The organism is Barnesiella sp. B2-R-119 (genome assembly GCF_023656675.1).
In the GTDB taxonomy this organism is placed as follows: domain Bacteria; phylum Bacteroidota; class Bacteroidia; order Bacteroidales; family Barnesiellaceae; genus Barnesiella; species Barnesiella intestinihominis.
In genome coordinates this window covers 547,859-572,179 of sequence record NZ_JAMOKL010000002.1, presented here as the reverse complement: position 1 = coordinate 572,179, position 24,321 = coordinate 547,859, and the positions used below count along the sequence as shown (strand labels likewise).

Annotated in this window: 15 protein-coding genes; all 15 read left to right on the top strand. The window is 42.1% G+C overall.

Features of this window, described 5'->3' with window-relative positions:
• Positions 1-22 precede the first annotated feature (22 nt).
• The 15 genes from NBH06_RS05665 to NBH06_RS05595 all read left to right on the top strand — a co-directional run bounded on the left by NBH06_RS05665 (position 23) and on the right by NBH06_RS05595 (position 24,303).
• On the top strand, positions 23-1,441 hold the full coding sequence (locus NBH06_RS05665; protein WP_040296073.1) for a sugar porter family MFS transporter: 1,419 nt from the start codon (positions 23-25) through the stop codon (positions 1,439-1,441).
• Between the two features lie 187 nt (positions 1,442-1,628).
• On the top strand, positions 1,629-4,733 hold the full coding sequence (locus tag NBH06_RS05660; RefSeq protein WP_250793238.1) for a SusC/RagA family TonB-linked outer membrane protein: 3,105 nt from the start codon (positions 1,629-1,631) through the stop codon (positions 4,731-4,733).
• Between the two features lie 12 nt (positions 4,734-4,745).
• A complete protein-coding gene (locus NBH06_RS05655) occupies positions 4,746-6,281 on the top strand; it encodes a RagB/SusD family nutrient uptake outer membrane protein (protein WP_250793237.1) in 1,536 nt (511 codons plus the stop codon).
• 72 nt (positions 6,282-6,353) lie between these two features.
• Positions 6,354-9,539 carry an FG-GAP-like repeat-containing protein gene (locus tag NBH06_RS05650; RefSeq protein WP_250793236.1) on the top strand — a complete coding sequence of 1,062 codons (3,186 nt, stop codon included), beginning with the start codon at positions 6,354-6,356 and terminating at the stop codon, positions 9,537-9,539.
• A 29-nt stretch (positions 9,540-9,568) separates the two neighbouring features.
• Positions 9,569-10,675 (top strand): T9SS type A sorting domain-containing protein, encoded by a 1,107-nt coding sequence (locus NBH06_RS05645; protein ID WP_008861588.1) that lies wholly within the window; start codon positions 9,569-9,571, stop codon positions 10,673-10,675.
• 15 nt (positions 10,676-10,690) lie between these two features.
• The gene (locus NBH06_RS05640; RefSeq protein WP_250793235.1) at positions 10,691-13,378 is read left to right on the top strand and encodes an alpha-L-rhamnosidase-related protein; all 2,688 of its coding nucleotides are present in this window, start codon (positions 10,691-10,693) and stop codon (positions 13,376-13,378) included.
• Positions 13,379-13,599: 221 nt separating this feature from the next.
• On the top strand, positions 13,600-14,127 hold the full coding sequence (locus tag NBH06_RS05635) for a hypothetical protein (RefSeq protein WP_250793234.1): 528 nt from the start codon (positions 13,600-13,602) through the stop codon (positions 14,125-14,127).
• A 102-nt stretch (positions 14,128-14,229) separates the two neighbouring features.
• On the top strand, positions 14,230-16,662 hold the full coding sequence (locus tag NBH06_RS05630; protein WP_250793233.1) for a hybrid sensor histidine kinase/response regulator: 2,433 nt from the start codon (positions 14,230-14,232) through the stop codon (positions 16,660-16,662).
• Positions 16,663-16,664: 2 nt separating this feature from the next.
• Positions 16,665-17,984 (top strand): sigma-54-dependent transcriptional regulator, encoded by a 1,320-nt coding sequence (locus tag NBH06_RS05625; RefSeq protein WP_250793232.1) that lies wholly within the window; start codon positions 16,665-16,667, stop codon positions 17,982-17,984.
• A 291-nt stretch (positions 17,985-18,275) separates the two neighbouring features.
• A complete protein-coding gene (locus tag NBH06_RS05620; RefSeq protein WP_021892676.1) occupies positions 18,276-18,602 on the top strand; it encodes a hypothetical protein in 327 nt (108 codons plus the stop codon).
• A 352-nt stretch (positions 18,603-18,954) separates the two neighbouring features.
• Positions 18,955-19,479, top strand: coding sequence for a UpxY family transcription antiterminator (locus NBH06_RS05615; RefSeq protein WP_021892675.1), 525 nt, complete (start codon positions 18,955-18,957; stop codon positions 19,477-19,479).
• Positions 19,476-20,624: a glycosyltransferase family protein gene (locus NBH06_RS13605; RefSeq protein ID WP_195491159.1), complete on the top strand. Its 1,149-nt coding sequence runs from the start codon at positions 19,476-19,478 to the stop codon at positions 20,622-20,624. The genes NBH06_RS05615 and NBH06_RS13605 overlap by 4 nt, the downstream gene beginning before the upstream one ends.
• Positions 20,611-21,975, top strand: a complete 1,365-nt coding sequence (locus NBH06_RS05605; RefSeq protein WP_046412657.1) for a lipopolysaccharide biosynthesis protein — start codon at positions 20,611-20,613, stop codon at positions 21,973-21,975. The genes NBH06_RS13605 and NBH06_RS05605 overlap by 14 nt, the downstream gene beginning before the upstream one ends.
• Positions 21,968-23,218 (top strand): glycosyltransferase, encoded by a 1,251-nt coding sequence (locus NBH06_RS05600; RefSeq protein WP_046414596.1) that lies wholly within the window; start codon positions 21,968-21,970, stop codon positions 23,216-23,218. The genes NBH06_RS05605 and NBH06_RS05600 overlap by 8 nt, the downstream gene beginning before the upstream one ends.
• A complete protein-coding gene (locus NBH06_RS05595) occupies positions 23,215-24,303 on the top strand; it encodes an EpsG family protein (protein WP_021892671.1) in 1,089 nt (362 codons plus the stop codon). Before NBH06_RS05600 ends, NBH06_RS05595 begins: the two co-directional genes overlap by 4 nt.
• Positions 24,304-24,321: the final 18 nt, after the last annotated feature.

Genomic DNA, 24,321 nt, shown 5'->3' with positions numbered 1-24,321 from the left:
GAATAAATTAAAATTGGATATGATGAAAAATACAATTATTTATGTAATAGCTGTTATCGCTGCGACCGGAGGCCTGTTGTTCGGATTCGATACCGGTGTTATATCGGGGGCTATACCTTTTTTCCAAAAAGATTTCGGTTTGGATAATTCCATGGTGGAATTAGTTACTTCGGCGGGATTGGTGGGTGCTATTCTTGGCGCTTTGTTTTGTGGAAAGATAACCGATATATTGGGACGTAAGGTAGTTATCTTAGCTTCGGCGGTTATTTTTACGATCGGTGCTCTTTGGTCGGGATTTGCTCCCAGTATCGAGCAGTTGATTATAGCCCGTTTATTTTTGGGAATAGCGATCGGGGTATCGTCTTTTGCAGTACCTCTTTATATAGCCGAGATTTCACCGGCTAATAAACGGGGCAGTTTGGTCTCGATGTTTCAATTAATGATCACGATAGGAGTGTTGGCATCCTATTTATCGGATTTGATGTTTGCCGATGAAGGCGATATGTCGTGCTGGCGTCCTATGTTTTATATCGGAGTCGTTCCGGCTTTAATTCTGTTGATAGGTATGGCATTTATGCCAGAGAGTCCACGCTGGTTGATAAGCCGGGGTCGAGATGAAGAGGGAAAATCGGTGTTGGCTCGTATCGAAGGGAATGAGGCAATGGAAGATTCGTACAAAACCATCAAGAATGAGCTGATAAAAAGTGAAAAAGATAAGTCGGGTATTAAAGAATTGATGAAACCGTGGCTGCGTAATGCCGTAATTATCGGTGTGGGGATTATGTTCTTTCAACAATTCGTAGGTATCAATACGGTTATCTATTATAGTCCCAAGATATTCTTGATGGCCGGTTTCGATGGGGCGGTTTCGGCTATTTGGGCGGCGGTCGGTGTTGGGGTCGTCAATCTGTTGTTCACTATTGTTTCGGTCTATTTTGTCGATCGCTTGGGCCGAAGAAAACTATATTTTACAGGTTTGACAGGTATTTTTGTCTCTCTTCTTTTACTCGGTATCTGTTTTACTCATTTTTCTTATCTCGGAGAGATGGGCAAATGGTTGTCTATTATTCTCGTGTTCGTCTACGTCGCTTTTTATGCGATCAGTATCGGCCCGCTCGGTTGGCTCATTATTTCAGAAGTATTTCCTCAGAAGGTAAGAGGTCTCGGTTCCTCTTTGGGCTCGTTATCGGTTTGGGTGTTCAATACAGTGGTAACGTTTACATTCTTCAAAATAGTGAAGGCGTTCACTGTAGAAGGTACTGAAATTTATTTGGACGGAGAAAACTTGGGGAATCCGGCAGGTGCTTTTTGGTTTTATGCGATAGTAGCTCTTGCCGCAATCATATGGGGATATTTCTATGTTCCCGAAACCAAAGGCGTGACATTGGAGAAGATAGAGGAGTATTGGAGAAAAGGAGGAAAGCCCCGTCATTTGAGATAAAAAATAATGGTAAATATCCAAAAAATAGATTGGTTTGATTTATTATGGTAAGATACCATAATTCTTGGCTAATATGTTGGAAAGGCAGTATTACCAGAACATCTAATTTAGCATCACATAAGGATATTTCTTAACCCAATACCATTTTTGCAAAATGAAAAAATAACATAGAGAAAAACACGTTGCTATGACAAGGAAAAAACAAAGTAAAAGAGGTTTGAGAGTATGTTGCCTCATGGGGTGTATGGTACTCTTGTTTTCCCAACCGTTTGGGATTTCTGCACAGCAGACAGAGCAGGGCGGTCCCGGCAAAGTTTCGGCCGCTGATTCGCAACAGTTTATTTCGGGAAAGGTTATAGATGCTTCGGGTGTACCTATTATAGGTGCGACAGTCCATTTGAAAGATTGTAAAAATGTGGCTGTGACCGACATGGACGGTAATTTCTCGATAAAATCGGATCAAAAAAATCCAATACTTAGAGTTTCTTATATCGGTTATGATGCCGTGGAAACGAGTGTTAAAGGGAATAAACCTGTACGTATCGTTTTGAAAGAAAATACCAAAGCACTCGATGAGGTTGTCGTTGTAGGTTATGGAACGATGAGACGTTCAGATGTTACGGGTTCTATATCTTCTGTAAAGGGAAGCGAACTCGTAAAGAATTCGACTTCTAATGTGGTACAATCTTTGGCCGGAAAAATGTCGGGTGTACAGGTGGTTCAAAATTCCGGAGCTCCCGGCGGAGATGTTTCTATTTTGATTCGCGGTGTCGGTACGATTAACGATGCGTCTCCTTTGTATGTTATCGATGGGGTTCCCGTAAATGGCGGTATGTGGTATATAAATCCGGCAGATGTAGAGTCTATCGATGTCCTTAAAGATGCTTCCGCCACTGCTATTTACGGTTCGCGAGGTGCAAACGGTGTAGTTATGGTTACTACTCGTCAAGCCAAAGAGGGAAGAACAGAAATTAATTTAGATTATAGTTTCGGTATTCAACAATCTGCAAAGATGTTCGATATGCTGAATGCATCACAATATGCTGCTTTACATAATGAAATGAGGTCGAATGCGGGTTTATCGTTGAATCCGTTGTTTGCCGACCCTGAATCTCTCGGTGCTGGTACGGATTGGCTTTCTCCGTTATTCCGTACGGCTCCGATGCATAAAGTGAATCTTTCTATTTTGGGCGGTAATTCCAAGATTAATCATGCGACATCGGTGGGTTATTATGCACAAGACGGTATTATGAAAAATTCGGAATTTAATCGACTGAATCTTCAATCCAATATATCGTCACAAATATTGAGCAATGTAAAGGTAAGAGCAAACGTAAACCTAAGTGCCGAGAATCGCCGTACTCAGCCTATATCGACTGTTATTCAGAATGCCATGCGCATGTTGCCTTCCATTTCTATTTATGACGACGAAGGTAATTATAACGGTCCTACCGGGAATGCCGAGTTGAATGGAGATGCTTTGAACCCTGTGGCTATCGTAAACGAACAAAAGTATCGTATGAAAGGATTCAGAATGTTATCCAATATTTCGGCCGAGTGGGAGATCATCGACGGTTTGGTTGCTAAAACTACCGGAGGTGCGGAACTGGGATATGAGTATAATAACAATTATATACCTAAATACAAATGGGGTAATAAAGAGCAGACCAATACCTCGCAATCATTGTCTTCGGCTTATGAAGAGTTGTATTTGTGGGATAATTCACTTACTTATGACAAGGTATTCGGCAAACATAAATTGAATGCCATGATAGGAACGTCTTACCAAGAGTATAAGAAGGAATGGATGTCTGCTGCCGGTACGGGACGTGCCAGCGAGATGACGACGGAATTGGATAATGCGACGAAAGCTACTGATGTGGGCGGTAATTCTTATTCTTGGGCGTTGATGTCGTATATGGGACGTGTTCATTATTCGTATGACAACCGATATTTCTTGACGGCAACTTTCCGAGCCGATGGTTCTTCCAAGTTCGGAGCCGATAATCGATTCGGGTATTTCCCTTCGTTTTCAACAGCATGGAATGTGTCTAATGAAAGCTTCATGCAAGATGTCCCCTGGATATCGATGTTGAAATTGCGCTTAGGGTATGGATTGACCGGTAACCAGAATATCGATGCGTATGCATTTGCCGATAAGCTGGAAGTGAACGGCGTTTATAATTTCGGTTCGCAACGAGGATTTGAGTCGGAACAAGTATCGCTTATATATCCGTACAAACTATCCAATCCGTCTATTAAGTGGGAGTCTGTCGAACAATACAATGTCGGGTTGGATATAGGTTTCTTGAATGACCGAATTGTCGCTAATGTCGATTTCTATTTAAAGAATACTAACGATATGCTTACCAAGAAGCCTGTGCCTCAAACTAGTGGAACATCTTTGGAACAAGCCGATTGGCCTCCTGTGAACATCGGTAAGGTGAGGAATAAGGGTATCGAGTTTAATTTGAATACTCGCAATTTTGTCGGAGAATTTACTTGGGAAACCAACTTAAATATGACTTTCAATAAGAATGAGGTTTTGAAATTGGGTGGTCCCGAAATCCTCAGCGGTGTAAGTTTGATTCGGGAAGGTCTGCCTATCAACTCTTTCTATGGTTATAAGATGGGTGGTATCTATCAGACGCTGGACGAAGTCTTTGCGGGTGTTCCTATGGAAAACCGCGCTCCTGATAAAGCATCGCATAATTCTCAGGTCAATACGTCACCGGGCGATATTTGGTTTGTCAATGTGAATGGTGATGATGTAATCAATGATTTTGATCGAACAGTTATCGGTAATCCTCAACCTGATTTTATTTTTGGGTTTAACAATCAATTCGGATATAAGAATTTTGATTTGAGTATATTTTTCCAGGGTTCGTACGGGAATGATATATGGAATGGCGTAAGAGTGTCTCATGAGGGCATGGAGAGTACTTATAACCAATTTACCTCTACATTGAATCGATGGAATGGGAAAGGATCCAGCAATACAATGCCTCGTGCCATTTATGCCGATCCGAACCGAAATAACAGAGCTTCGACTCGTTGGGTAGAAGACGGTTCTTATCTGAGGTTGAAAAATCTTACTTTCGGTTATCGTTTTACTCAGGATTGGTTGAAAAAGATCGGGGCCAAATCATTACGGTTGTATTTGAGTTTCGATAATTTGTGGACCTTGACCAATTATTCGGGTCTTGACCCCGAGGTGGGTCTTTGGGGATTGGATTATGGAATTTATCCTACTTCCCGAGTCTATATGTTTGGAGCATCTGTAAAATTCTAAATCTTTCGAATCATGAAAAGGACAATTATATCTACTATATCTGTTGTCGTTCTTTCGACTGTCTTGTCGGGCTGTATGGATAAACTCGAAATATTGCCGAACGACCAAATCATTACCGAAAACTTTTTCGAGGAGGGTTCTCCCGAAGAGATAGAGAGTGGTGTCAATTCTATGTATCAGCGGTTACAGAGTTCGTATATGTATAATTTGCGAATGTGGACATTGGATATTGTCGCCGGAGAGGGCCGTGTTGGAAATGAAGCCGGTGGAAACGGTCTTGAAACGACGCAGTTGTCTAACTTCACAGCGACCAGCGATAACTCCGGGGCTAAGGAATTATGGCGCGGACCCTGGGCGGGAATCAGTCGAACGAATTGGATTTTGACGAATATCGATAAATCTCCGAAGATTTCTGATGCAAAGAAAACCCAATACAAGGGAGAGGCTCATTTTTTAAGAGGGTTGTATTATTTCAATCTGGTACGGTTGTTCGGCGATGTGCCCTGGATAGACAAGCAACAGACTGCAAGCGATGATTTGCAGGTGTCGAGAACATCGAAAGATATAGTTTACCAGCACATCATTGATGATTTTTCTGATGCGGCATCGATGTTACCGGCTGTTTATGAAAATACGACCGACATAGGACGTGCGACGAAAGGGGCTGCATTCGGGTTACTCGCAAAAGTTTATTTGACATTGAAACGGTATAACGAAACTTTGGTTGCTATCGACTCGGTGACGAATCTTGGAGTTTATTCTCTTAATCGGAAATATGAATGGAATTTCAGCGATTTGCGCGAAAACGGTCCAGAGAGTTTATTTGAGGTTCAGTATGAAAAAGATGTGACAGCATACAGTGAATTTGATATATTGGGACAAGGAGGGTGGCATCACGAGTATATGGCTCCTTTGGCAAGTATCAATATCGGAGGACCGTGGGGAAATTTCGGTTGGTTTGCTGTTTATCCCGAATTTGTAGAAAGTTATGAACCAGGCGATTTGCGTAAGTCGGTTTCTGTTTGGTGTGAAGGAGATGTCTATCAAGGCTGGTCTTATGATCCTACTTGTTCGCAGACGGGGCATAACGTGAAAAAGTTCTTGTGTGAAAATATAGGTGTCGACCGGGCGATGGATAGCCCACTTAATTTCCCGGTATTGCGATTTGCCGATGTTTTGTTGATGCAAGCAGAAGCGTTAAATGAGTTGGGGCGTTCGTCCGAAGCGGCTGCTCTGGCATCTTCCGAGAATGATGGCGGTCCGTTGAATCGAGTACGCGTGAGAGCTGGTTTGCCTAATGTGACCACTACCGACCAAGTAGAATTGAGAGAAATTATCAGGCATGAACGTCGTATGGAATTAGCGTTCGAGGGTGGACACCGATGGTTCGATTTAGTTCGATACGATAACGATGGCGAGTATGCAAAGACATTTTTCCAAAGTATAGGTAAAACTAATTTTACTACACCTAAGCATTTGCTGTTGCCAGTACCTATCGACGATATAGATGCCAATCCTAATTTGTTGCCTAATAATCCGGGGTACTAAAATCGGGATTAGTTTTCCCACAGAGAGAAAAAGTATTGAGTGAAAAGCTTGTTTGATGTAAAAATGTAAATCATGAAAATACGAATTCTAACATTATTGTTTTCTGCTTTTATCGTAGGAGCGAGTTATGCTCATGACGATCTTGTGTATAGAACCGCTTCGGAGTGGAGCTTCGATGCTGGAAATCAGTCGACTATTTCGGAAACGTACGGTTCGGTATTCTTGGGCGGGGCGGTGGTTGCCGATTATAATGGCGACGGAATTCCCGACATTTGTGAGATAGATACATCGGGCGAAGAGATACGTTGGATATGGAAACTGGGTAACGGCGATAATGAATGGAGCGAGATTGAGGCTATAACGTTTGGAGAAACAGCTACCGATAAATGTGCGGTAGGTGATTTTAACGGTGACGGGAAAGCCGATATTGCCGTGATGAGATCAGGCTCTTCTTTGGCTACGTGGTATATAGATTATGCTCCATGTGACGGACAGTTCGATGAAAAGGGGAGATTCGGTTTATCGGGCGATATTCCGTTGTCGGGCGATTTCAATGCCGATGGAGTAGATGATATTTGCGTATATCGCCCCTCTTCCGGTACTTGGTATGTTTGTTTCGCCGATATATCGGGGTATCCAGAGTTCGAGAGCCATTTGGCTATTAATGGAGTTTTGTTCGGAACGTCGGGCGATATTCCTTTTGTGGGCGATTTTGATGGCGATGGGTATGACGATATGGCTTTGTTACGAGCATCGGAGAACCGCGTATTGGTTAATCTATATGATCGAAAGAAACCTAAATATGAACATTATGCCGATCTGAACGGTGTCGGAGTTTCTGATTTGGAGATTACTGTTCCAGTACAGAATGTAGTGGCTGTTTCGGCGGCAGACATTGATTTGTCCCGTCCTAAATCATTGCCTTTGGCTACGCAGGAAGAGGTGGGATCAGAGGTAAATCTGCGACATGGCTGGACTTGTATTTTCGATAATTCTCTTGATGTGGATAAATGGGCTGCTGCGTTGCAATATGCGGGTATCAATACATTGGAATATCACCCGTGGATGAGAGCTCATGAGGAGGTTGCACCGGAGACCGAAACATGGAATACGTATGTCGGTGATGACCGTTTGTGGACCAGCAAGGCTATGATGAAACAGAAAGTAGAGAAGTTTCGATCGATAGGAGGGCGTTCAATTTGTTATACAGGTATTTATGCCAGTACGTCAGCTTTTGCTCTTGCACACCCCAGTTGGGCCATGAAAAATGAGGCTGATAAAAGTTTCATGACATACGGGGGATCTTATCTGTATTTAATGTCTACTAACGAGAATGTGAACGCTCCTTATGAGGTGAACGGAAAGAATTATAAGAGCTTTAATGAATATTTCATAGCGCAGGCCGTCGCTGCTCAACAGGAATATAATTATGACGGTTATCGTTGGGACTGGTATGGTTTGCCTGAAACGTATGTTTGTGACGGATTGGCCGGTACGGGAAATTTTTCTTATGAAATGGCACAATTTGTCACCCAATTGGATATTGCTGTTAAGGAAGTAAGGAGTGATGTTACGACTACGGCATTGCAACTTCCTTCGACTAGTGGAAATGTGCCCCATTTGACGACGGGAGCGGTAGTTAATCATCAGTTTATGGAACTTTGGCCGTATGGTACGGGAACAAAATATAGTGACCTGTATCGTGATATTTATGATGCTAAATCGCGTTATCCCGATAAACCTGTGTTCGCTAATTTTTATCCTCCGACGGAAATGAATTTATCGACCAGTTGGCCGGTTGAAAACATAGATTATCAATTCGCTACCTGTCTTTCGGCAGGAGGATACCCGTCTGCGCAGGTGGTCGACGGTGTTGCCGGATTTACCGATCCTGTACCGTTTCATGCCGTAAATTATCCGGCAAGCGTACTCGAACGTATCGCCCAGTGGAATAAATTTGTCGCTGCTTATGGTGCTTATTTCTATTATTCGAACCCTGCTTATCTTATTACCGATTATGTCCGGGGAGACTTTACGGTTTCGGGGAGTAATAGCGGAGTGCTCGGGACGTTGAAAAAGCGTTATGATAAAAGGACACGTGAGATAGATGCTTTTGTCGTGGATCTTGTGAACTATGGTAACAGCCGAGATTTACGTTGGGACGAAGTTAATACAGTTCCTTCTTCTACACAGGTTTCGGTTTCATTTACTTTACCCGATGGTTTTGTCGCAGATAAACTGTATTGCATTACTATCGACGGAAGAAACGAAGTTCCCTATTCCTTGAACGGCAATAAAGTGGAGGTTTCTCTTCCATCGGTGTCGGTATTTGCTTCGTTGGTACTGACTTCGACAAAATCGCAAGAGCTCCCTTCGGAACCGAGCGGGGTAGGAAGTATGCCAGAATTGTTTACATTCGGTTATGATGCGAAAGTCGAGACTTTAAATAAAGATGAGGCTACCTATATCTCTGTTATGCAAGAGGGGAAACCTTATGTAGTAGCCAGCGAGTTCGGCGGGAATGTGGCCGAGTGGTATGAAATCACAGATGCTTATCAGGGAGAATCCGCTATTCGCGTGACTGCCGGTGATATTCGGTTCAATACGACGGACAACGGAGCAATTCGGATTCCTATCGAAAAATTCAACCGGTTCAAACTTGCTGTTCGTTCGAATAATACGACTACCTCATGGTTCGGATTCCGGCTATTGAAACCGTCTGAAACATCGTCTGTGTGGGAATCGAGGGACTTGTATTATCGCATAGGTTATAGTCAGCCTAATATCGCTTATATCACATTGACTCCTGTGAAACCGCAGAACGGAGTATGGGTAGAATATGAGCGGGATATTTTGAGCGATGTGATTGGTCTGTGGGGTGCGGAATGGGCAAATGCGATCGTAACCGATGTGCATTACGGACCGGTAGATAGAAATAGTGCAGACTATGATAACTTGATTTTTATGTCGCCCGATTATAACAGTGGAATCGATAATCAAAAAAAAAACGATAAAATAAAGTGTTGGACTGAAAACGGCAGAATATGCATTGAGGTTTCCGATTTTTATCGGGGGAAAGAGTTCCGTCTACAAATTACCGATTTGTCGGGGCGGGTAATTGGTATGGAAGACTGCATTGTAGATAGTTATCGATTATTATCCGAGACGATACTTTCGATGCCGGGTGCATATTTTATACAGGTCATAGATAAAGAAACTGATGTGACGGTGCTGCAGATCCGTTGCATCGCAAATTAAAATAATGTATAACAATAAAAGTGATTACCATGAGAAAAATTGTCTTTTTATTAACAGCTTTATGCTTATCCATGAGTGCATGGAGTCAGGACGGATTGGTATATTGGTCGCAAGCCGACGGTTACAAATTCGATTTTGATTTAGATGGAACGGTAGATTTTTCGTTACCGACACAAACGACTGATAAAGCTATTTCGCAAGTATTTGTGTTCGATGCGAATGGCGATGGGTATTTCGACCTTTGTGAGCTCGATTTAAACGATAATCTCATTAATTGGATTTTTTATTATAATGATGGGAATAATAACTTCGTAGACCCTCAAACAGTCATATATGGCATGTCGGAAGGAGATAAAAAATTGGCCGGAGATTTTAATGGTGACGGTATCGGCGATGTGGGTATCCGTCGCGATAATGAGTTTGGCCTTTGGTGGCTGATTACGTTCCAAGCGATGGCTCCTGATGTAAACCAACAGTTCGGAATTAGCGATAAAGACTTATTGGTTGCCGGAGATATGAATGGAGACGGGCAGGACGATATAGTGTGCTATGATAAGGGTTCTTGGTTATGCTCTTTTACTCCGTCAGATACGGAATATAAGACTCCCGATTTTGTCTCAAAAGATGTGCAGGTGACTTTCGGTACATCGTACGATATACCTGTGTTGTGCGACGTGGACGGTGACGGGTATGCCGATATGGGGTTGTGTTCTGTCGATGACGAGGAAGTTAGTTTTAATCTCCATAGTGCGACGAAAACTGCAAATAACGGATATAGCAGCGATAATGGTCGAGGTACTTTCGATAAGGTTGTACTTATGCCTTCGGGTATAAATCCTACTTGTGTATGTGCTGTAAAGAGTAAAGGAACGACCGGCATCGAATCGGAGCATGCCGTGGCAAATGTCAGTGTATATCCTACCTTAGTACGGGCTGGGGATTCTTTTACCGTGAAAGGTAACGATGTGACGAAAGTGAAAATATACGGTATGATGGGACAACTTGTTAAGGAAATCGATACCGACGGTAGCATGTCGACGGTTGTCGTTTCGGTCGATGGTTGGGCTCAGGGAACATATTTTGTTTGTTGCGAAAGTGAAGGTGCCGTTTCTTCGTCTAAATTAATCGTTCAATAAGTGAATTGAGTCTGTATGAAAATCTATTTGAAATATATATTTCTGTTTCTTATTGCCGGGAGTATCTTTTCTTCGTGTAACCAAAAAGATGAGAAGGTGTATTCTTTTTGGGCACTTCAAAATAGGGCGACGGGAGAATATTTGTATGAAGACGACGGCGAATGTAAATTCAGCCGTGAAAAGCAAGGCGATAAGTCTTTGTGGAAAATAGCGGCTGCTGAGGGCGATCATGTTTGTATCGTAAATAAGAAGAGTGGTAGATATTTGTCTCTCGATAATGGGCAGGTCGTTTGTTCTGTGGTCGATCAACCGGTTACCGAATCTGCCGAATGGTACTACGGGAATTTCGATTTTGTTACTCAAACTAATAGCGGCTGGTACACAATTTCGAATCGTTCGGCCGAGTCGAATTTGCATTTGGTGGAAAAAGATGGTACACTTTGCATGCAGGATAACGCAAACAGAAATACCGATTTTTCTGCCCATTGGACTTGGGTGAGAGAAGAGGGTACTCCTTTGCCTTATTCTTTTACTCCCGATGGAGTTACGGATGCTTCTTTTTTGGGAATACGAACGGCTAAGGCTATTTCTCCAACCGAGATACACTCCGATTATCACGGAGAGAAAGTATGGAAATTATCTCAGGATATTTCGTCTTTTCCGAAATTTTCCACTGAAAACAATTTGTTGATAGAGGCTCTGTACAATATGGCATTGGAAGAGATGTTGATGGATGTGCGCAGCGACAGCACATTTAGGGCCGGCGCTCTTTGGCCCGATACATGGACTCGTGATGCCGTGTACAGTATATGGTTCAGCTATGCATGGATTATGCCGGAAGTGTCTCGGAAAACTCTCGATAAGCAGACTCTTCGTAATCCTCGCGAGGCCTTGCAGGACACAGGTAGCGGAGGTTCATGGCCTATATCGACCGACCGTGTGGTGTGGGCACTCGCTGCTTGGGAGTACTATCTGTACACAGGAGATAGTTCGTGGCTCGAAGGTGCTTATGAAGGTTTGAGCTATACGGCTCGAAAGGACATTCATGTAGCATTCGATAAACGCATAGGGCTGTTCAAAGGGGAGACTTGTTCGATGGACTGGCGTACCCATACTTATCCGAATTGGTTTACCAATGTGACGATAGGCAGTTCGTTTTCTTGTGGAACAAATGCGCTGCACATGTTCATGTATGAGTTTTTGTCGAAGACGGCCGGCATACTCGGTAAACCAGAAAGTGAGAAAACATATTGGGAAAGTTTCAGGAATGTGTTGAAGGATTCGATAAACAAACATTTCTGGAACGAAGACAAAGGTTTATACGAGTGTTACTTGTATCCCGAAATTTCGGGGTATAAGGCTTCGGAACGGGTCGGTGTCATGTCGAACGGACTGTGTGCTGTTTTGGGAGCGAGCACCGATGAGCAAATTCGCCGTATGGTCGGTAATTTCCCGCTATATCCATACGGGGCTGCTGTTCTTTATCCTTCTATTCCCGACGATTTTGCATACCACAATAAAAGTGTTTGGCCGGTTTGGCAAACACCGTATATGTATGCGGCTCGTCAGGTGGGCAATATATCGGCAGTGGAACACATGGCGGCTTCTTTAACGAGAGCTTCGGCTCTTTTCCTGACACATAAGGAGAATATGACTTACGACACCGGATATGATCGGGGTACAGCTTTGAATTCGGATAGGCAACTGTGGTCGGTTTCTTCCTATATCAGTTTGGTGTATAGAGTTTTGTTCGGCATGAATTTGACGGAACGAGGAATCGCATTTAATCCTGTCGTACCCGATATAGTGAACGGCTGGCTTTCTTTGTCGGATTTCCGCTATCGCGATGCGACGATAGATATAAAGGTATCTGGAAAGGGAAATCGGGTGAAATCGTTGAAAGTCAATGGCGAGAAACAAGCATTGCCTTTTGTCCTTCCAGCCGATAGTAAGGGGGAATATTCGATCGAGATAGAAATGATGATCGATGAACCGAAAGGCAAAATAAATTTGGTGAAGGCCGGACCCGGGAAATGTTGGTCGCCGGTAGAACCTGTTTTGGTATTGAACGGTTCGACTCTAAGTTGGAAGGAAGAGGAAAATATGAAGTACTACCTTCATTCCAATTTTTCTGAGGTGGATAAACTGGTAACCTCTCCTTACGATTTAATTGGGGCTCCCGATGGATTTTATTCGGTTTATGCTGTCGATGAAAAAGGATTTGCATCGGATATGTCCAATGCGGTTGTTTATTCTACTTGGCAATCGGTTTGTGAAGCGGAGCAGAGCTCTCATTCAGGAACGGTTTCTAATCTTCACAAAGGATTTTCGGGGAGTGGCTTTGTTATCGATTTGTTTGCACGTCCGGCTAATGTGAAGTTTCAGGTACAAGTCCCCGAGGCCGGCGATTATGCCATAGCCCTTCGGGGTGCTAACGGACACGGGCCGCATGGTACATGGTGCGCCATACGTTCGGTGGCAGTGGACGGAAACGACGCCGGTACATTCATTTTGGAAGCAACAGGCGATTGGAAACAATGGTTGGATTCCAATTATATTGTTCTTCGAGGGTTGAATGCCGGAGAACATACGGTGTCGCTTTCTATCGATCCTGAGAAGAAAGGATATGACTTTAATATGTCGCATGGACGGGAAGACGCTAATGATTGCCATATCGATTGTTTAAAGTTGATTCGACTTTAATAAAGTCTTATTGTTTATTTAGGAAAGAGAATATCTTGCTATGCAGGGTATTCTCTTTCTGTTTTTAACGGACTTTTTATGATCCTGCCAAAAATCTATTTGTCGGCGGTTTAATCATTGGAAGAATAAGAAAGAATATTTTTAAATTTAAGAAAATAATTCCTATATTTGACTAATAGATTGTTCGAATAGGTCTTAGTAGTGATAATAAAAATTTCAATATGGAAATGAGAAGAATATTTTCGGTCGTTGTCTGTGCGGTGGGAATTTTTTTCTCCATGACAGCCGGGAGCAAAGACGAGTGCTTGAACAGTTACGTATCGGCAGACAGTTTGCTTCTGTACGAATATTACGAAACGTATGTTATGATTCGGCCTTTGAATTATCCTCGGATATTTCCAGAGCAGAAAGCTGTTGCGCCTGACTGGTTTCATTATCGGGATAGGGTGATAGAGACCCGTGTCTTTGCGCTGAGGAAGCAGATTAGGGAGGAGTATTTGCGAGATTATCCTTTGGAGAGAGGATCCGTACGTGTGTGGCTCGTTTTTTCTCTTCGTACGGGTGAGTTGGAAACTGTGGAGGTAATGTTTAGAAAGGGGATATTAGAAGATGCCGACAGTTTCCCCGCACGGGAGATTATTGCGATGTGCATGAATTCCGATTGGAGTGGAAGCACGTATATAATGGAGCATGAACCGGATAAATATGATAGCATGTACACGGAGTATTTTTTTTCGCTATATTATTAGCGTGAAGAATAGGAGTAAGTCTCGTAATTGCATAAAAAATTGAAGGACGAGTGTGAATAGGTTTTGTGAAAATGTTTTATCTTCACCGCCAAATAATGAATTATGGCATCTTATTCCAGAAAATCGACCCGTAATAAAGCTCTTTGGGGATATCTGTTGCTTATTGCCGTTTTGTTGTCATCTTCGTGGTTTGTGTATCATGAGATAAATTTGCTAGTATCGATAAAAGCGGTCGAGGCGGATATGAGGCTGAAACGTCAGGAGATGTCTTCCGCTTTATCGGCTCTGTATAGAGCGGAGACGGTGGGACAATCGCTCGTTTGGGGACAGTTTTCGGATTATCCGGTATATAGGAGAGTGACGAATGATGCCGTAACATGTGTGGATTCGTTACGTCGTATTACATCGGACTCTGTCCAGCTGTCCCGAATCGATAGTATTATCGGTCTGCTGAATCGGAAAAATGCGGTTATACGGCGATTGATGGGAACCACGATTGATGTGGCCAAGGAGCAAAACCGGAAAATAGAGGATATGATGAAACAGCAAGATTCGTTGATCCTTATTCAGAATCGTCAGCAAAGATTGGTTCGACAGAGCGATTCGCTGATAGAGAAACGCCGCTGTAAAAATGTGTTCGGACGAATAGCCGATGCTATTTCGGGAAAATCACCTACTCGGTTAGATAGCATTCGGATAGAATCGAAACGTATAGGAGCGTTGAGCGATTCGTTGGCTGCCGATTTGAAAGCGATGGAAAGCGGTTATAACGAGATCCGGGAGTTGTCTCAACAGGCTCTCGAACGGGAGCGGTGGCGATTGAGAAACGATAATCAACGGTTGAACGGTCAGATCAATCGTCTGATGAATAGCTTTGAACGAGAGCAACTTATTGTATCGGAGAAGATACAAGAACGAAATGAACAGATTCGTCAGGAGTCTATGAGAGCTTTGGTCGCTGTGGCTTCCGGTGCTATTTTATTGGCGGTTATTTTTGGGGTATTGGTTTGGAAAGGTTGGTTAAGGGACGATCGTTTTCGTAGGGCATTGGAAGAAGCTCGGAGACGAGCCGAAGATTTGTTGGAGGCTCGGGAAAAGTTGATGCTGACGATAACGCACGATTTTAAGGCTCCGCTCGGTTCTATTATCGGATATGTGGAGTTGATGATGAGGCTGGATAATACCGAACGGCAAAAGTTCTATTTGCAAAACATGAAGGCATCATCGGATCATTTGCTTTCGCTGGTAAGCGATTTGCTCGATTTTCACCGTTTGGAGTCGCATAAATTGGATATAAATCATATTGCTTTCAGCCCCAAAGTATTATTCGATAAAATAGTATCTGCTATGCAACCTGTGGCGGATAAGAAACAACTGAATCTGGTATTGAAAGTTGAGAAATCGGCCGATGCCAATTTTTCGGGCGATCCGTTAAGGATTAAGCAAATTGTCGATAATTTGTTGTCCAATGCTTTGAAGTTTACAGCCCGGGGTACGGTGACGATTCATGTGTTTGTGCGTGTTCGATATCTTGTTTTTTCGGTTAGCGATACGGGACGGGGAATAGCCCGAGATGATTTGGAACATATATTTCAGGCTTTTACACGGCTTTCTTCGGCACAGGGAGTCGAGGGATTCGGATTGGGGTTGGCTATTACTCGACAGCTCGTCGATTTGATGGGCGGGCGTATAGATGTCCGCAGTGTGGAGGGTGTTGGCAGTACGTTTACCGTGGAAATTCCATTGGAAGAAGTCTCGGAGAAGACCGGCGATACGAAGGCTTTTTCGGGGAAACGTTGCCTATTGCTCGATGACGATAAATTACAATTGACACTTTTTGAGAATCAGTTGAAACAATTGGGTATAGAATCGGTTGCCTGCATGAAGGCCGAGGAGATTTTGGGTTATCTGGAACATGAGCATTTCGATGCTTTGTTTACCGATATGCAGATGCCGGAAATGGACGGAGTGAGTTTTTTGAAATTTTTGAGGGAGTCTCATATCGCTCTGGCGAGAAAGCTTCCGGTTGTAATGGTTACGGCGAGGAGCGATGCAGACCAATTCCTTTCGGAAGGTTTTTCGGGAATTTTACACAAGCCTTTTTCGTTGGCGCAATTATCTTTTTGTTTATCGGGGATTTGGAATGAAGAGGCAACTCCCCGTGAGATAGAAGATGAGGGTGAAAGAGGAGAGGCTCCGTATGATTTTGCGGCTCTTACGGCTTTTGCCGAAGATGATGCGAAGGCTCGCCGGAAAATATTGGAGACATTCTTTCAGGAGATAAATAGCCAGATAGAGGAGTTGAAAGGGGCCGCGGCTCGTCGCGATGGGATTGTGGTATCACGTATTGCTCATAAGTGGCAACCGATTTTCGCCATGTTGAAAATTTCGGATATGTTGCCGGTGTTGTCTCGATTGGAAGAGGAAGGTGCGCATAAGTGGACCGATGAGCTGTCTCGAAATCTTGATAAGTTGTTGGTCTGTGCTGAGAAAATACGTACAGGCCTTAAATTGGTATTGGCAAAGGAGGAATAATTATGAAGCATATTCTCATTGTAGAAGACGATACGACATTTGCTGTTATGTTGCAGACGTGGCTTTCCAAGAAAAAATTTTCGGTAGCATCTGTTTCGGGAATTGCAGCAGCGAAAAAAACTCTTATTGAAAGTTCGGTCGATTTGGTGCTTTGCGACTTACGTTTGCCTGATGGAGACGGCATCGATTTGTTGGAATGGGTGAGCAATCGGAGTGTAAATGTCCCTTTGATCGTAATGACGAGCTACGCGGCTATCCCGTCGGCTGTTCAGGCGATGAAACTCGGTGCGAGAGATTATATATCTAAGCCGGTGAATCCGGAAGATTTATTGCAAAAGATAAACGAGGTTTTTAATGCGGGTGTCAAGACTGGGAAACAGATTCCTGTGTCTGAATCTGTACCGGAAGAAACAAATTATTTAGAGGGGCAGAGTGAAGCTGCCCGTCAATTGTATACTTATGTGAAGTTAGTGGCTCCGACCTCTATGTCTGTGCTGATCAATGGGGCCAGTGGGACAGGAAAGGAATATGTGGCTAAACGGATACATCAATTAAGTAAACGTTCGGAGAAACCGTTTGTCGCCATCGATTGTGGAGCCATTCCGAAAGAATTGGCTGCTTCTGAATTTTTCGGGCATAAGAAAGGTTCGTTTACAGGAGCGATTGAGGATAAAGTCGGTGCTTTTATAGAAGCTGATGGGGGAACGATTTTTCTTGATGAAATAGGAAATCTGAGTTACGATGTTCAGGTACAGTTGCTACGTGTGTTGCAAGAACGCAGAGTGAAGCCCATTGGGACTACAACGGAAGTAAAAGTCGATGTGAGGTTGATTGCTGCGACAAATGAAGACTTGAAGGCGGCTATAAAATCAGGTGCATTTAGGGAAGATTTGTATCATCGAATCAATGAATTTACGATCTATATGCCGCATTTGTGCGAACGAGGTGAGGATATACCGTTGTTTGCTAATTTCTTTTTGGATCAAGCCAATCGAGAACTCGAAAAGCCTGTTCCCGGATTTTTGCCGGAAGCGATGGAACGGATTTCTCAATATACTTGGCCGGGAAATTTAAGAGAAATGCGTAATACTGTTATGAGGGCGGCTTTACTTGCTCAGGGGAATCCCATACGTGTGGAACATTTGGGCATAGACATGAATATAGACAAGTCGATAAATATTTTACACGATCCGGATAGTGAGCGGACTAAGATTGTATCGGCATTACAGAAATGTTCGGGTAATAAAAGTAAAGCGGCTGCAATGTTAGGCATAGATAGAAAGACATTGTATAACAAGTTGAAATTGTATCAAATCGAGTAACTTATATATTTGTAGAATATAGGATACGGTTCGTCATAGTCAAGTCGGAAATCTTATTTTCGCTTGCCTTTGCACTTATCTCTCACTGTATTTGAGGATAAAAGGGTGTGGAATTTTTCCACACCCTTTTTCTTTTTATTCTACAAATTTCCACATAAGATTTTTGTATTCTATTTATTTAATTTATTTATAATCAGTTGTTTGTGTATTCTTTGGAAGTGTTGGCATAACGATTGTTGTTTTATAGTCGAAGAATGGAATATAGAATGTATAACTAAAAAAGTTAGAATTATGAAAAAGTTAATGTTATCAGTAGCTGTGTTCATGATGGGAGTATCTACTCTTGGTTTGTATGCACAAGATTCCAATGTAGAGCCTGTAAAGAAAGATAGTGTCCCAACCGAAGAACCTAAGAAAGAGGAGCCTAAATCAGAGGCAGCTTGGGTTTGTATGAGCGAAGAACCTGCTAAGACAGACAGTGTGCCGTCTCAGGAACCCAAGAAAGAAGAACCCAAGACTTCATCGGTTTATATGAATGAAGAACCGGCTAAAACCGATAGTGTGCCTTCGCAGGAGCCTAAAAAAGAAGACGTTCAAAAGATATTTTCTATCAGATAACTTTTGTGAAAGATATTTTATAGGCTAACCCTAAAAAACGTTCTTATTTTTTATCTGTTTTAGTGAAGATGATGATGGTCCCGATATCTCCTATAAGGAGGTATCGGGATTTAATTTTCTAATATTTAGTTAGATAGATAGAATGTCGTGAATATATAATATGATTAGTAATAATAACTAAATAAATAATTCTAAATAATCCATGCATTTTACATATATTTGTACAATAGAATTTGTATTTTATAACTCTGTTTAAGAGGAAGAAGTGCAAAAGTTCGAGGGAGAGGCTGATTTTATCGAGGATAACGTATTGTTGTCTGGAAGCTTAGGCTTTGCCTAAACTAAAATAGCAATGGTGGAAAACGACAGTATCGGGTGGTATGTAGCGAAAACGTATCGGCAGGAACGTAAGATCAAAGACCTTCTTGCCCGTATGGGTATAGAGCATTTTGTACCTTTCCATCAAGTCGTAAAGGAGATTAACGGGAAGCGAAAAAAAGTAGAAGAGCCTTTTGTGAACGGGTTGATATTTGTTCGAGGAAATAAAAAAAGTTGCATTGAGTTGATTAACGAATATGGGTATCCTATGAGATATTTGCGGGATTTTTCCACTCGTTCGCTTTTACGTGTACCCGATAAGCAAATGGAGGATTTTATCTATTTGGTAGACCGTCATGAAAATGAGATAGAATTGTTTCCCCATGATTTAAAACGAGGAGATCGGGTACGTGTGGTCGCAGGGACTTTTGCCGGAATCGAAGGGGAGTTAATCCGCATTGCAGGCCATCGTCGAGTGGTGGTTCGTCTCGAAAATTTATTTTCAATCGCTACGGTTTTTATACCGGGGGGATATTTGGAAAAGATATGCGACCGGTGATTAAATATATTTCATTTTATGATTTTGCCGATTCTGGGATAGCGCGGAATTATAGCGTTGCTGCGGCTAATAAAATGGATTATATCATTGAATCTCTTGTAAGAATCGGATATGACGTAGAGGTAGTTTCGGCATCGGCATGTATAGAAAGCGGGACGTTTCGATGGTATAAGTCTCGGGTTGAAGAGAGACAGCCTCATGTGAAAACGAGATTTTTCTCGTCGTTTCGTTGTCGATCTAAAATATTAGTCTTGTTGCGACTTATTTGGGGGGTATTGCAATTATTGAGTTATCTTCTTTTTTGTGTTAAAAAAGGAGAGTCTATATGGGTATACCATTCTTTGTATTATTACAATGTGATTTTGCTGGCAAAAAAAATAAAGAAATTCAAACTGATTCTCGAAGTAGAAGAGATTTATCAAGATGTTTCTCCTGTTCCTCGGTATATGGAACGTTGGGAATGCAAGATGATAGACGTTGCGGATAAGTTTGTGTTTTCGACCGATCTTCTGAATGATAAAGTAAACAGGCAAAAGAAGCCTCATTTAGTTATTTATGGGACTTATCGGTGTGTGCCTGTGATGAGCGAACGGCACGGAGACAATAAGGTGCATGTTGTCTATTCTGGTACACTTGATCCCAATAAAGGCGGAGCTATGGCGGCTGCGGGTGTGGCGGCGTCCTTGCCGTCTACATATAGAGTTCATATACTTGGATTTGGGAATCCGGGAGAGATACAGGCGATTAAAGAGCTGTGTGAAGAGATGTCGGGCAAAGGCGGTGCGGTAGTCTCCTATGATGGGGTACTGAAAGGGAGTGCATATATAGATTTTTTACAGACGTGTCAGATTGGCCTGAGCACGCAGAATCCTGATGCGGCGTTTAATAATACCTCGTTTCCGTCGAAAATATTATCTTATATGTCGAATGGTTTGCAAGTCGTTTCTGCCGATATAGAAGCGGTACGGCGAGCTTATGGAATTTCGGGTTATATTTATTATTATCAGAAACAAGAACCCAGCGATATAGCAAATGCCATATTGAATGTGGATTTGGATAATCCTTTTGACACGCGGGCGGTGGTACAGTCTTTGGATAATAGGTTTGTAGAACAATTGAGTTTGTTTCTCCGTGATAGAGTTTAGTGATATAAAAGGGAAATACATAGGTAATAAGAACCTAATTAACAATGTACTGGGCTCTTTCCTTGTTCGAGGGTTCGGCTTTTTGGTTTCTTTTGCCTTGTTTCCTCTTTATCTGAACTATTTCGATGACAATACCGTATTAGGGTGCTGGTTCACGATGTGCTCTGTTTTATCATGGATACAAGTCTTTGATTTGGGAATAGGCAATGGCTTGCGGAATCATTTGACGGCCGATTTGAGTTTGAAAAACTATGAAAGTGCCCGGCAATATATATCATCTTCTTACATTTTGATGGGAGGTGTCACTGTATTTATTTCGTTTTTAGCATTTATAATAAGCCGATATATAGATTGGAATTCGGTTTTCAATATTTCGGAACAAAGCATATCGCCAGAGAGTTTGCGTAAAGGGGTTGTTATCGCTTTATGTGGCGTATTGTGTTTTTTCTTTCTGAAATTGATTATCTCTATTTTGTATGCCTTGCAGAAATCGGCGCTACCTAATTTCTTGAATCTGCTTTCTACCGTTTTATTATTGATTTTTCTGTGGGTATATGATCCGACCGGAGATGTCGAACGAGATTTTGTAACGATTTCTTGGGTGCAGGCTGTTACAGGGTGTTTGCCGTTATTGGTAGCGACAATAATTGTTTTTGCAAAAGACCTGAAAGAATGTTTGCCATCGTTCAAGTACTTTCGGTGGGATAAAGCCACTGGTGTTTTGTCGTTGGGAATTTTGTTCCTTGTCTTGCAGTTGTTATACATGATAATTACTGTAACCAACGAGTTTTTTATATCCTACTTTTTCGATCCGTCTTTCGTTGTAGAATATCAGATATATATAAAGATATTTTCAATCGCCGGTACATTTGTGTCTTTGGCTCTGATTCCGGTATGGTCGGCTGTGACGAAAGCATTTGTAGAAAAACGTTACGATTGGATAATCAAGTTGGTCCGTTTTCTGTATTTTGTCGCTGGTATTGCTGTATTGTTTCAATTGGCTATCATTCCATTTCTTGACCCGATATTGGAATTTTGGTTAGGCGAGAAGGCTATCGAGGTGAATTTGTCCGCTGCATTGCTGTTTGCCCTATTGGGGTGTGTGATGATTTGGGTATCGGTTTTGACGAGTGTCGTTAATGGTTTAGGCACGCTTAAATGCCAGTTGTATGGTTTTTTATGGGCTGTACTCTTCAAAGTCGTAGCTATCGTTTTATTTTCTTCGTGGATTCCGTGGACGATTGTAATCACAGCTACGATTGTAGGTTTATTGCCCTACTGTGTCTGGCAACCTATGGTGATGAACAGGCAGTTGAAAATGTTGAATAAAGAGGCGTTTCAAAATGGGTAAGAAACTGTTGATCGTCAATACTTATGCCAATTTGTGGTCAACCGGCAGGATTGCGGCCGAGATAGGGGAGATTGCGGTAAAACATGGTTGGCAGTGCTATTTTGCATACGCAAGCGAATCGAATCTTTGCTCATGTGAGGAGATTAGAATTAATAAAAGCGTTATATCGTATATTATACATACCTATTTGTTTTCCCGTATTCTCAATTTGAAAGGATTCGGTTCTTGGATTGAGACGAAGTTATTTATCAGAAAAATAAAGAAAATAGCTCCCGATATAATTCATTTGCATAATATTCATCAGAATTTTTTGAATTTGCCACTTCTTTTCTCTTTTTTGAAAAAAGCGGGTATTCCGGTTATTTGGACCCTTCACGACTGTTGGGCCGTGACTGGGGGGTGTACTCATTTCGTGTACAATAAATGCGAAAATTGGAAAACGGGTTGCTATCGATGTCCGAGATGTGGTAATAGCGATACGGGCGGGGAATTAAAAGGGGTGTTCCGTACTATGCCGTGGGTGTTAAGAAAGAAAGAAGCATATATAACTTCTGTTCCGAATCTGACTTTTGTTACAGTCTCGGAGTGGCTGTCGGGCGTAGTGAGAAGTTCGGTTGTCGGTTCTGTACCTGTACAGGTTATTTCCAACGGAGTGGACAGTACTCGATTCTATCCTCGTACCGATATACAAGCCATTAAACAAAAGTATGGTTGTGGCAACCGCTTCATGATTGTGGGGGTAAGTTCTCATTGGAGTGCGTCAAAGGGATTATATGATTATTATAAACTGAGGGAATTATTGCCGGCCGATCAGTTCGTGGTCGTTTTGGTGGGGATAACCTCTGAGCAGAAAAACAATATACCCGATGGTATCATCGGGGTAGAGCGAACAGAGAATCTTGATGAACTGGCTCTTATTTATTCGGCGGCAGATGTGGTGACGAGTTTGTCGTACCAAGAGACTTTCGGACTTACTATTGTGGAAGGGTTCGCTTGTGGTACACCGGCGGTGGTCTATGACAATACGGCGTTGCCTGAATTGGTAGACTCTGATACGGGCTTAGTTGTAGAAACCGGAAATATGGAGCGACTGGCCGAGGCGATAAGACAGGTTTGTAAGACGGGTAAATCGTTTTATTCGCAGGCGTGTCGGGAAGTGGCGCAAACCCGGTATGATAAATTTTGCCAGTATGAGAAATATGTCGAATTATATGAACAGGCGCTTGTTCCGAAAAAGGTATGATTGAGACGATCGTTATTGGTTTAATATGTGTGTTTTTGGCCTATTTGGGGCGTTACAGACGATTGAGCTGGGGCTTTGGCGCAGCGATGACCATATTATTCGTTTTCCTTGCGATACGCTATGAATGGGGAAACGACTATCGTCAATATATAGACAAATTTACAGTATATAATTCGATCGATGAATTTAATTATTCAGATCCTAACGAACGATGGGAAGTCGGTTGGATATTCTTGTATCGGATATTCAAACCATTCGGCTTTTTTTCATTAGTCATTGTCCTTACTGCATTTGAAATATCTGTTTATTATTGGTTTATCAAGAAATATATACCGAAAGAATGGTATTGGTTCGCTGTATTTATTTATGTATTTAATCCTAATTTCATGCTTACGCAATCGTCTATGATGCGTCAGACTTTGGCTATGTGCATAGTTTTGTTGTCCATTCCTTATATTTATAAAAAGAAGGTCATCATTGCAGCGTTATTTATTTTATTTGCCTCATTGTTTCACAGTAGCGCCAAAATATTGTTACCGATAGTTTTTCTTGGATTTGTGAATTGGAGAATGGGTAAGAAGGGGGTGATTATTGGCGTTGTTCTCTTTTTTGCTATTCTGTTGTTCAAGAATATTGTTACATCTATAATTGAAAATACTCTTTCTGTAACGGGTTTGGGAAAATATACCTATTATCTGGAAGAAGGGAAAGAAGAATCGAAATTAGAGTCGGGAATAGGCTTTGTTTATCAGATTATCATCATGAGCATGATATTGTATTATGAAAAAAGACAAGATCGAAAGGACGGATTGATTTTCAAAATAACCGCCCTTTCTTTTCTTTTCGTTCCGTTAGGTTTTATCGCTCAACTTATTGCTCGGATAGGTATGTATTTGCAAGTGTCAATGATAGCAACTTATCCGCTGATGATTCGTACGATCAATAATAGAATTGTACGGGCAGGAACACTGTTTGTAATTATGTTTTTCACTATTTATGACTTCTTCTCATTTTTCAATTCCGAAATTTGGAGAGATTCGTTCATAGAATATCATACTATTTTTGAATCTTTTATTTGGCGATAATTTGTGAGAAAGGCAAAT

What these genes read in the sequence shown, in the direction of transcription:
- NBH06_RS05665 (WP_040296073.1), top strand. Translation starts at nt 23, where the DNA reads ATGAAAAATACAATTATTTATGTAATAGCTGTTATCGCTGCGACCGGA.
- NBH06_RS05595 (WP_021892671.1), top strand. Translation starts at nt 23,215, where the DNA reads ATGATTGAGACGATCGTTATTGGTTTAATATGTGTGTTTTTGGCCTAT.
- NBH06_RS05660 (WP_250793238.1), top strand. Translation starts at nt 1,629, where the DNA reads ATGACAAGGAAAAAACAAAGTAAAAGAGGTTTGAGAGTATGTTGCCTC.
- NBH06_RS05600 (WP_046414596.1), top strand. Translation starts at nt 21,968, where the DNA reads ATGGGTAAGAAACTGTTGATCGTCAATACTTATGCCAATTTGTGGTCA.
- NBH06_RS05645 (WP_008861588.1), top strand. Translation starts at nt 9,569, where the DNA reads ATGAGAAAAATTGTCTTTTTATTAACAGCTTTATGCTTATCCATGAGT.
- NBH06_RS05635 (WP_250793234.1), top strand. Translation starts at nt 13,600, where the DNA reads ATGGAAATGAGAAGAATATTTTCGGTCGTTGTCTGTGCGGTGGGAATT.
- NBH06_RS05615 (WP_021892675.1), top strand. Translation starts at nt 18,955, where the DNA reads ATGGTGGAAAACGACAGTATCGGGTGGTATGTAGCGAAAACGTATCGG.
- NBH06_RS05650 (WP_250793236.1), top strand. Translation starts at nt 6,354, where the DNA reads ATGAAAATACGAATTCTAACATTATTGTTTTCTGCTTTTATCGTAGGA.
- NBH06_RS05655 (WP_250793237.1), top strand. Translation starts at nt 4,746, where the DNA reads ATGAAAAGGACAATTATATCTACTATATCTGTTGTCGTTCTTTCGACT.
- NBH06_RS05625 (WP_250793232.1), top strand. Translation starts at nt 16,665, where the DNA reads ATGAAGCATATTCTCATTGTAGAAGACGATACGACATTTGCTGTTATG.
- NBH06_RS05620 (WP_021892676.1), top strand. Translation starts at nt 18,276, where the DNA reads ATGAAAAAGTTAATGTTATCAGTAGCTGTGTTCATGATGGGAGTATCT.
- NBH06_RS05630 (WP_250793233.1), top strand. Translation starts at nt 14,230, where the DNA reads ATGGCATCTTATTCCAGAAAATCGACCCGTAATAAAGCTCTTTGGGGA.
- NBH06_RS05640 (WP_250793235.1), top strand. Translation starts at nt 10,691, where the DNA reads ATGAAAATCTATTTGAAATATATATTTCTGTTTCTTATTGCCGGGAGT.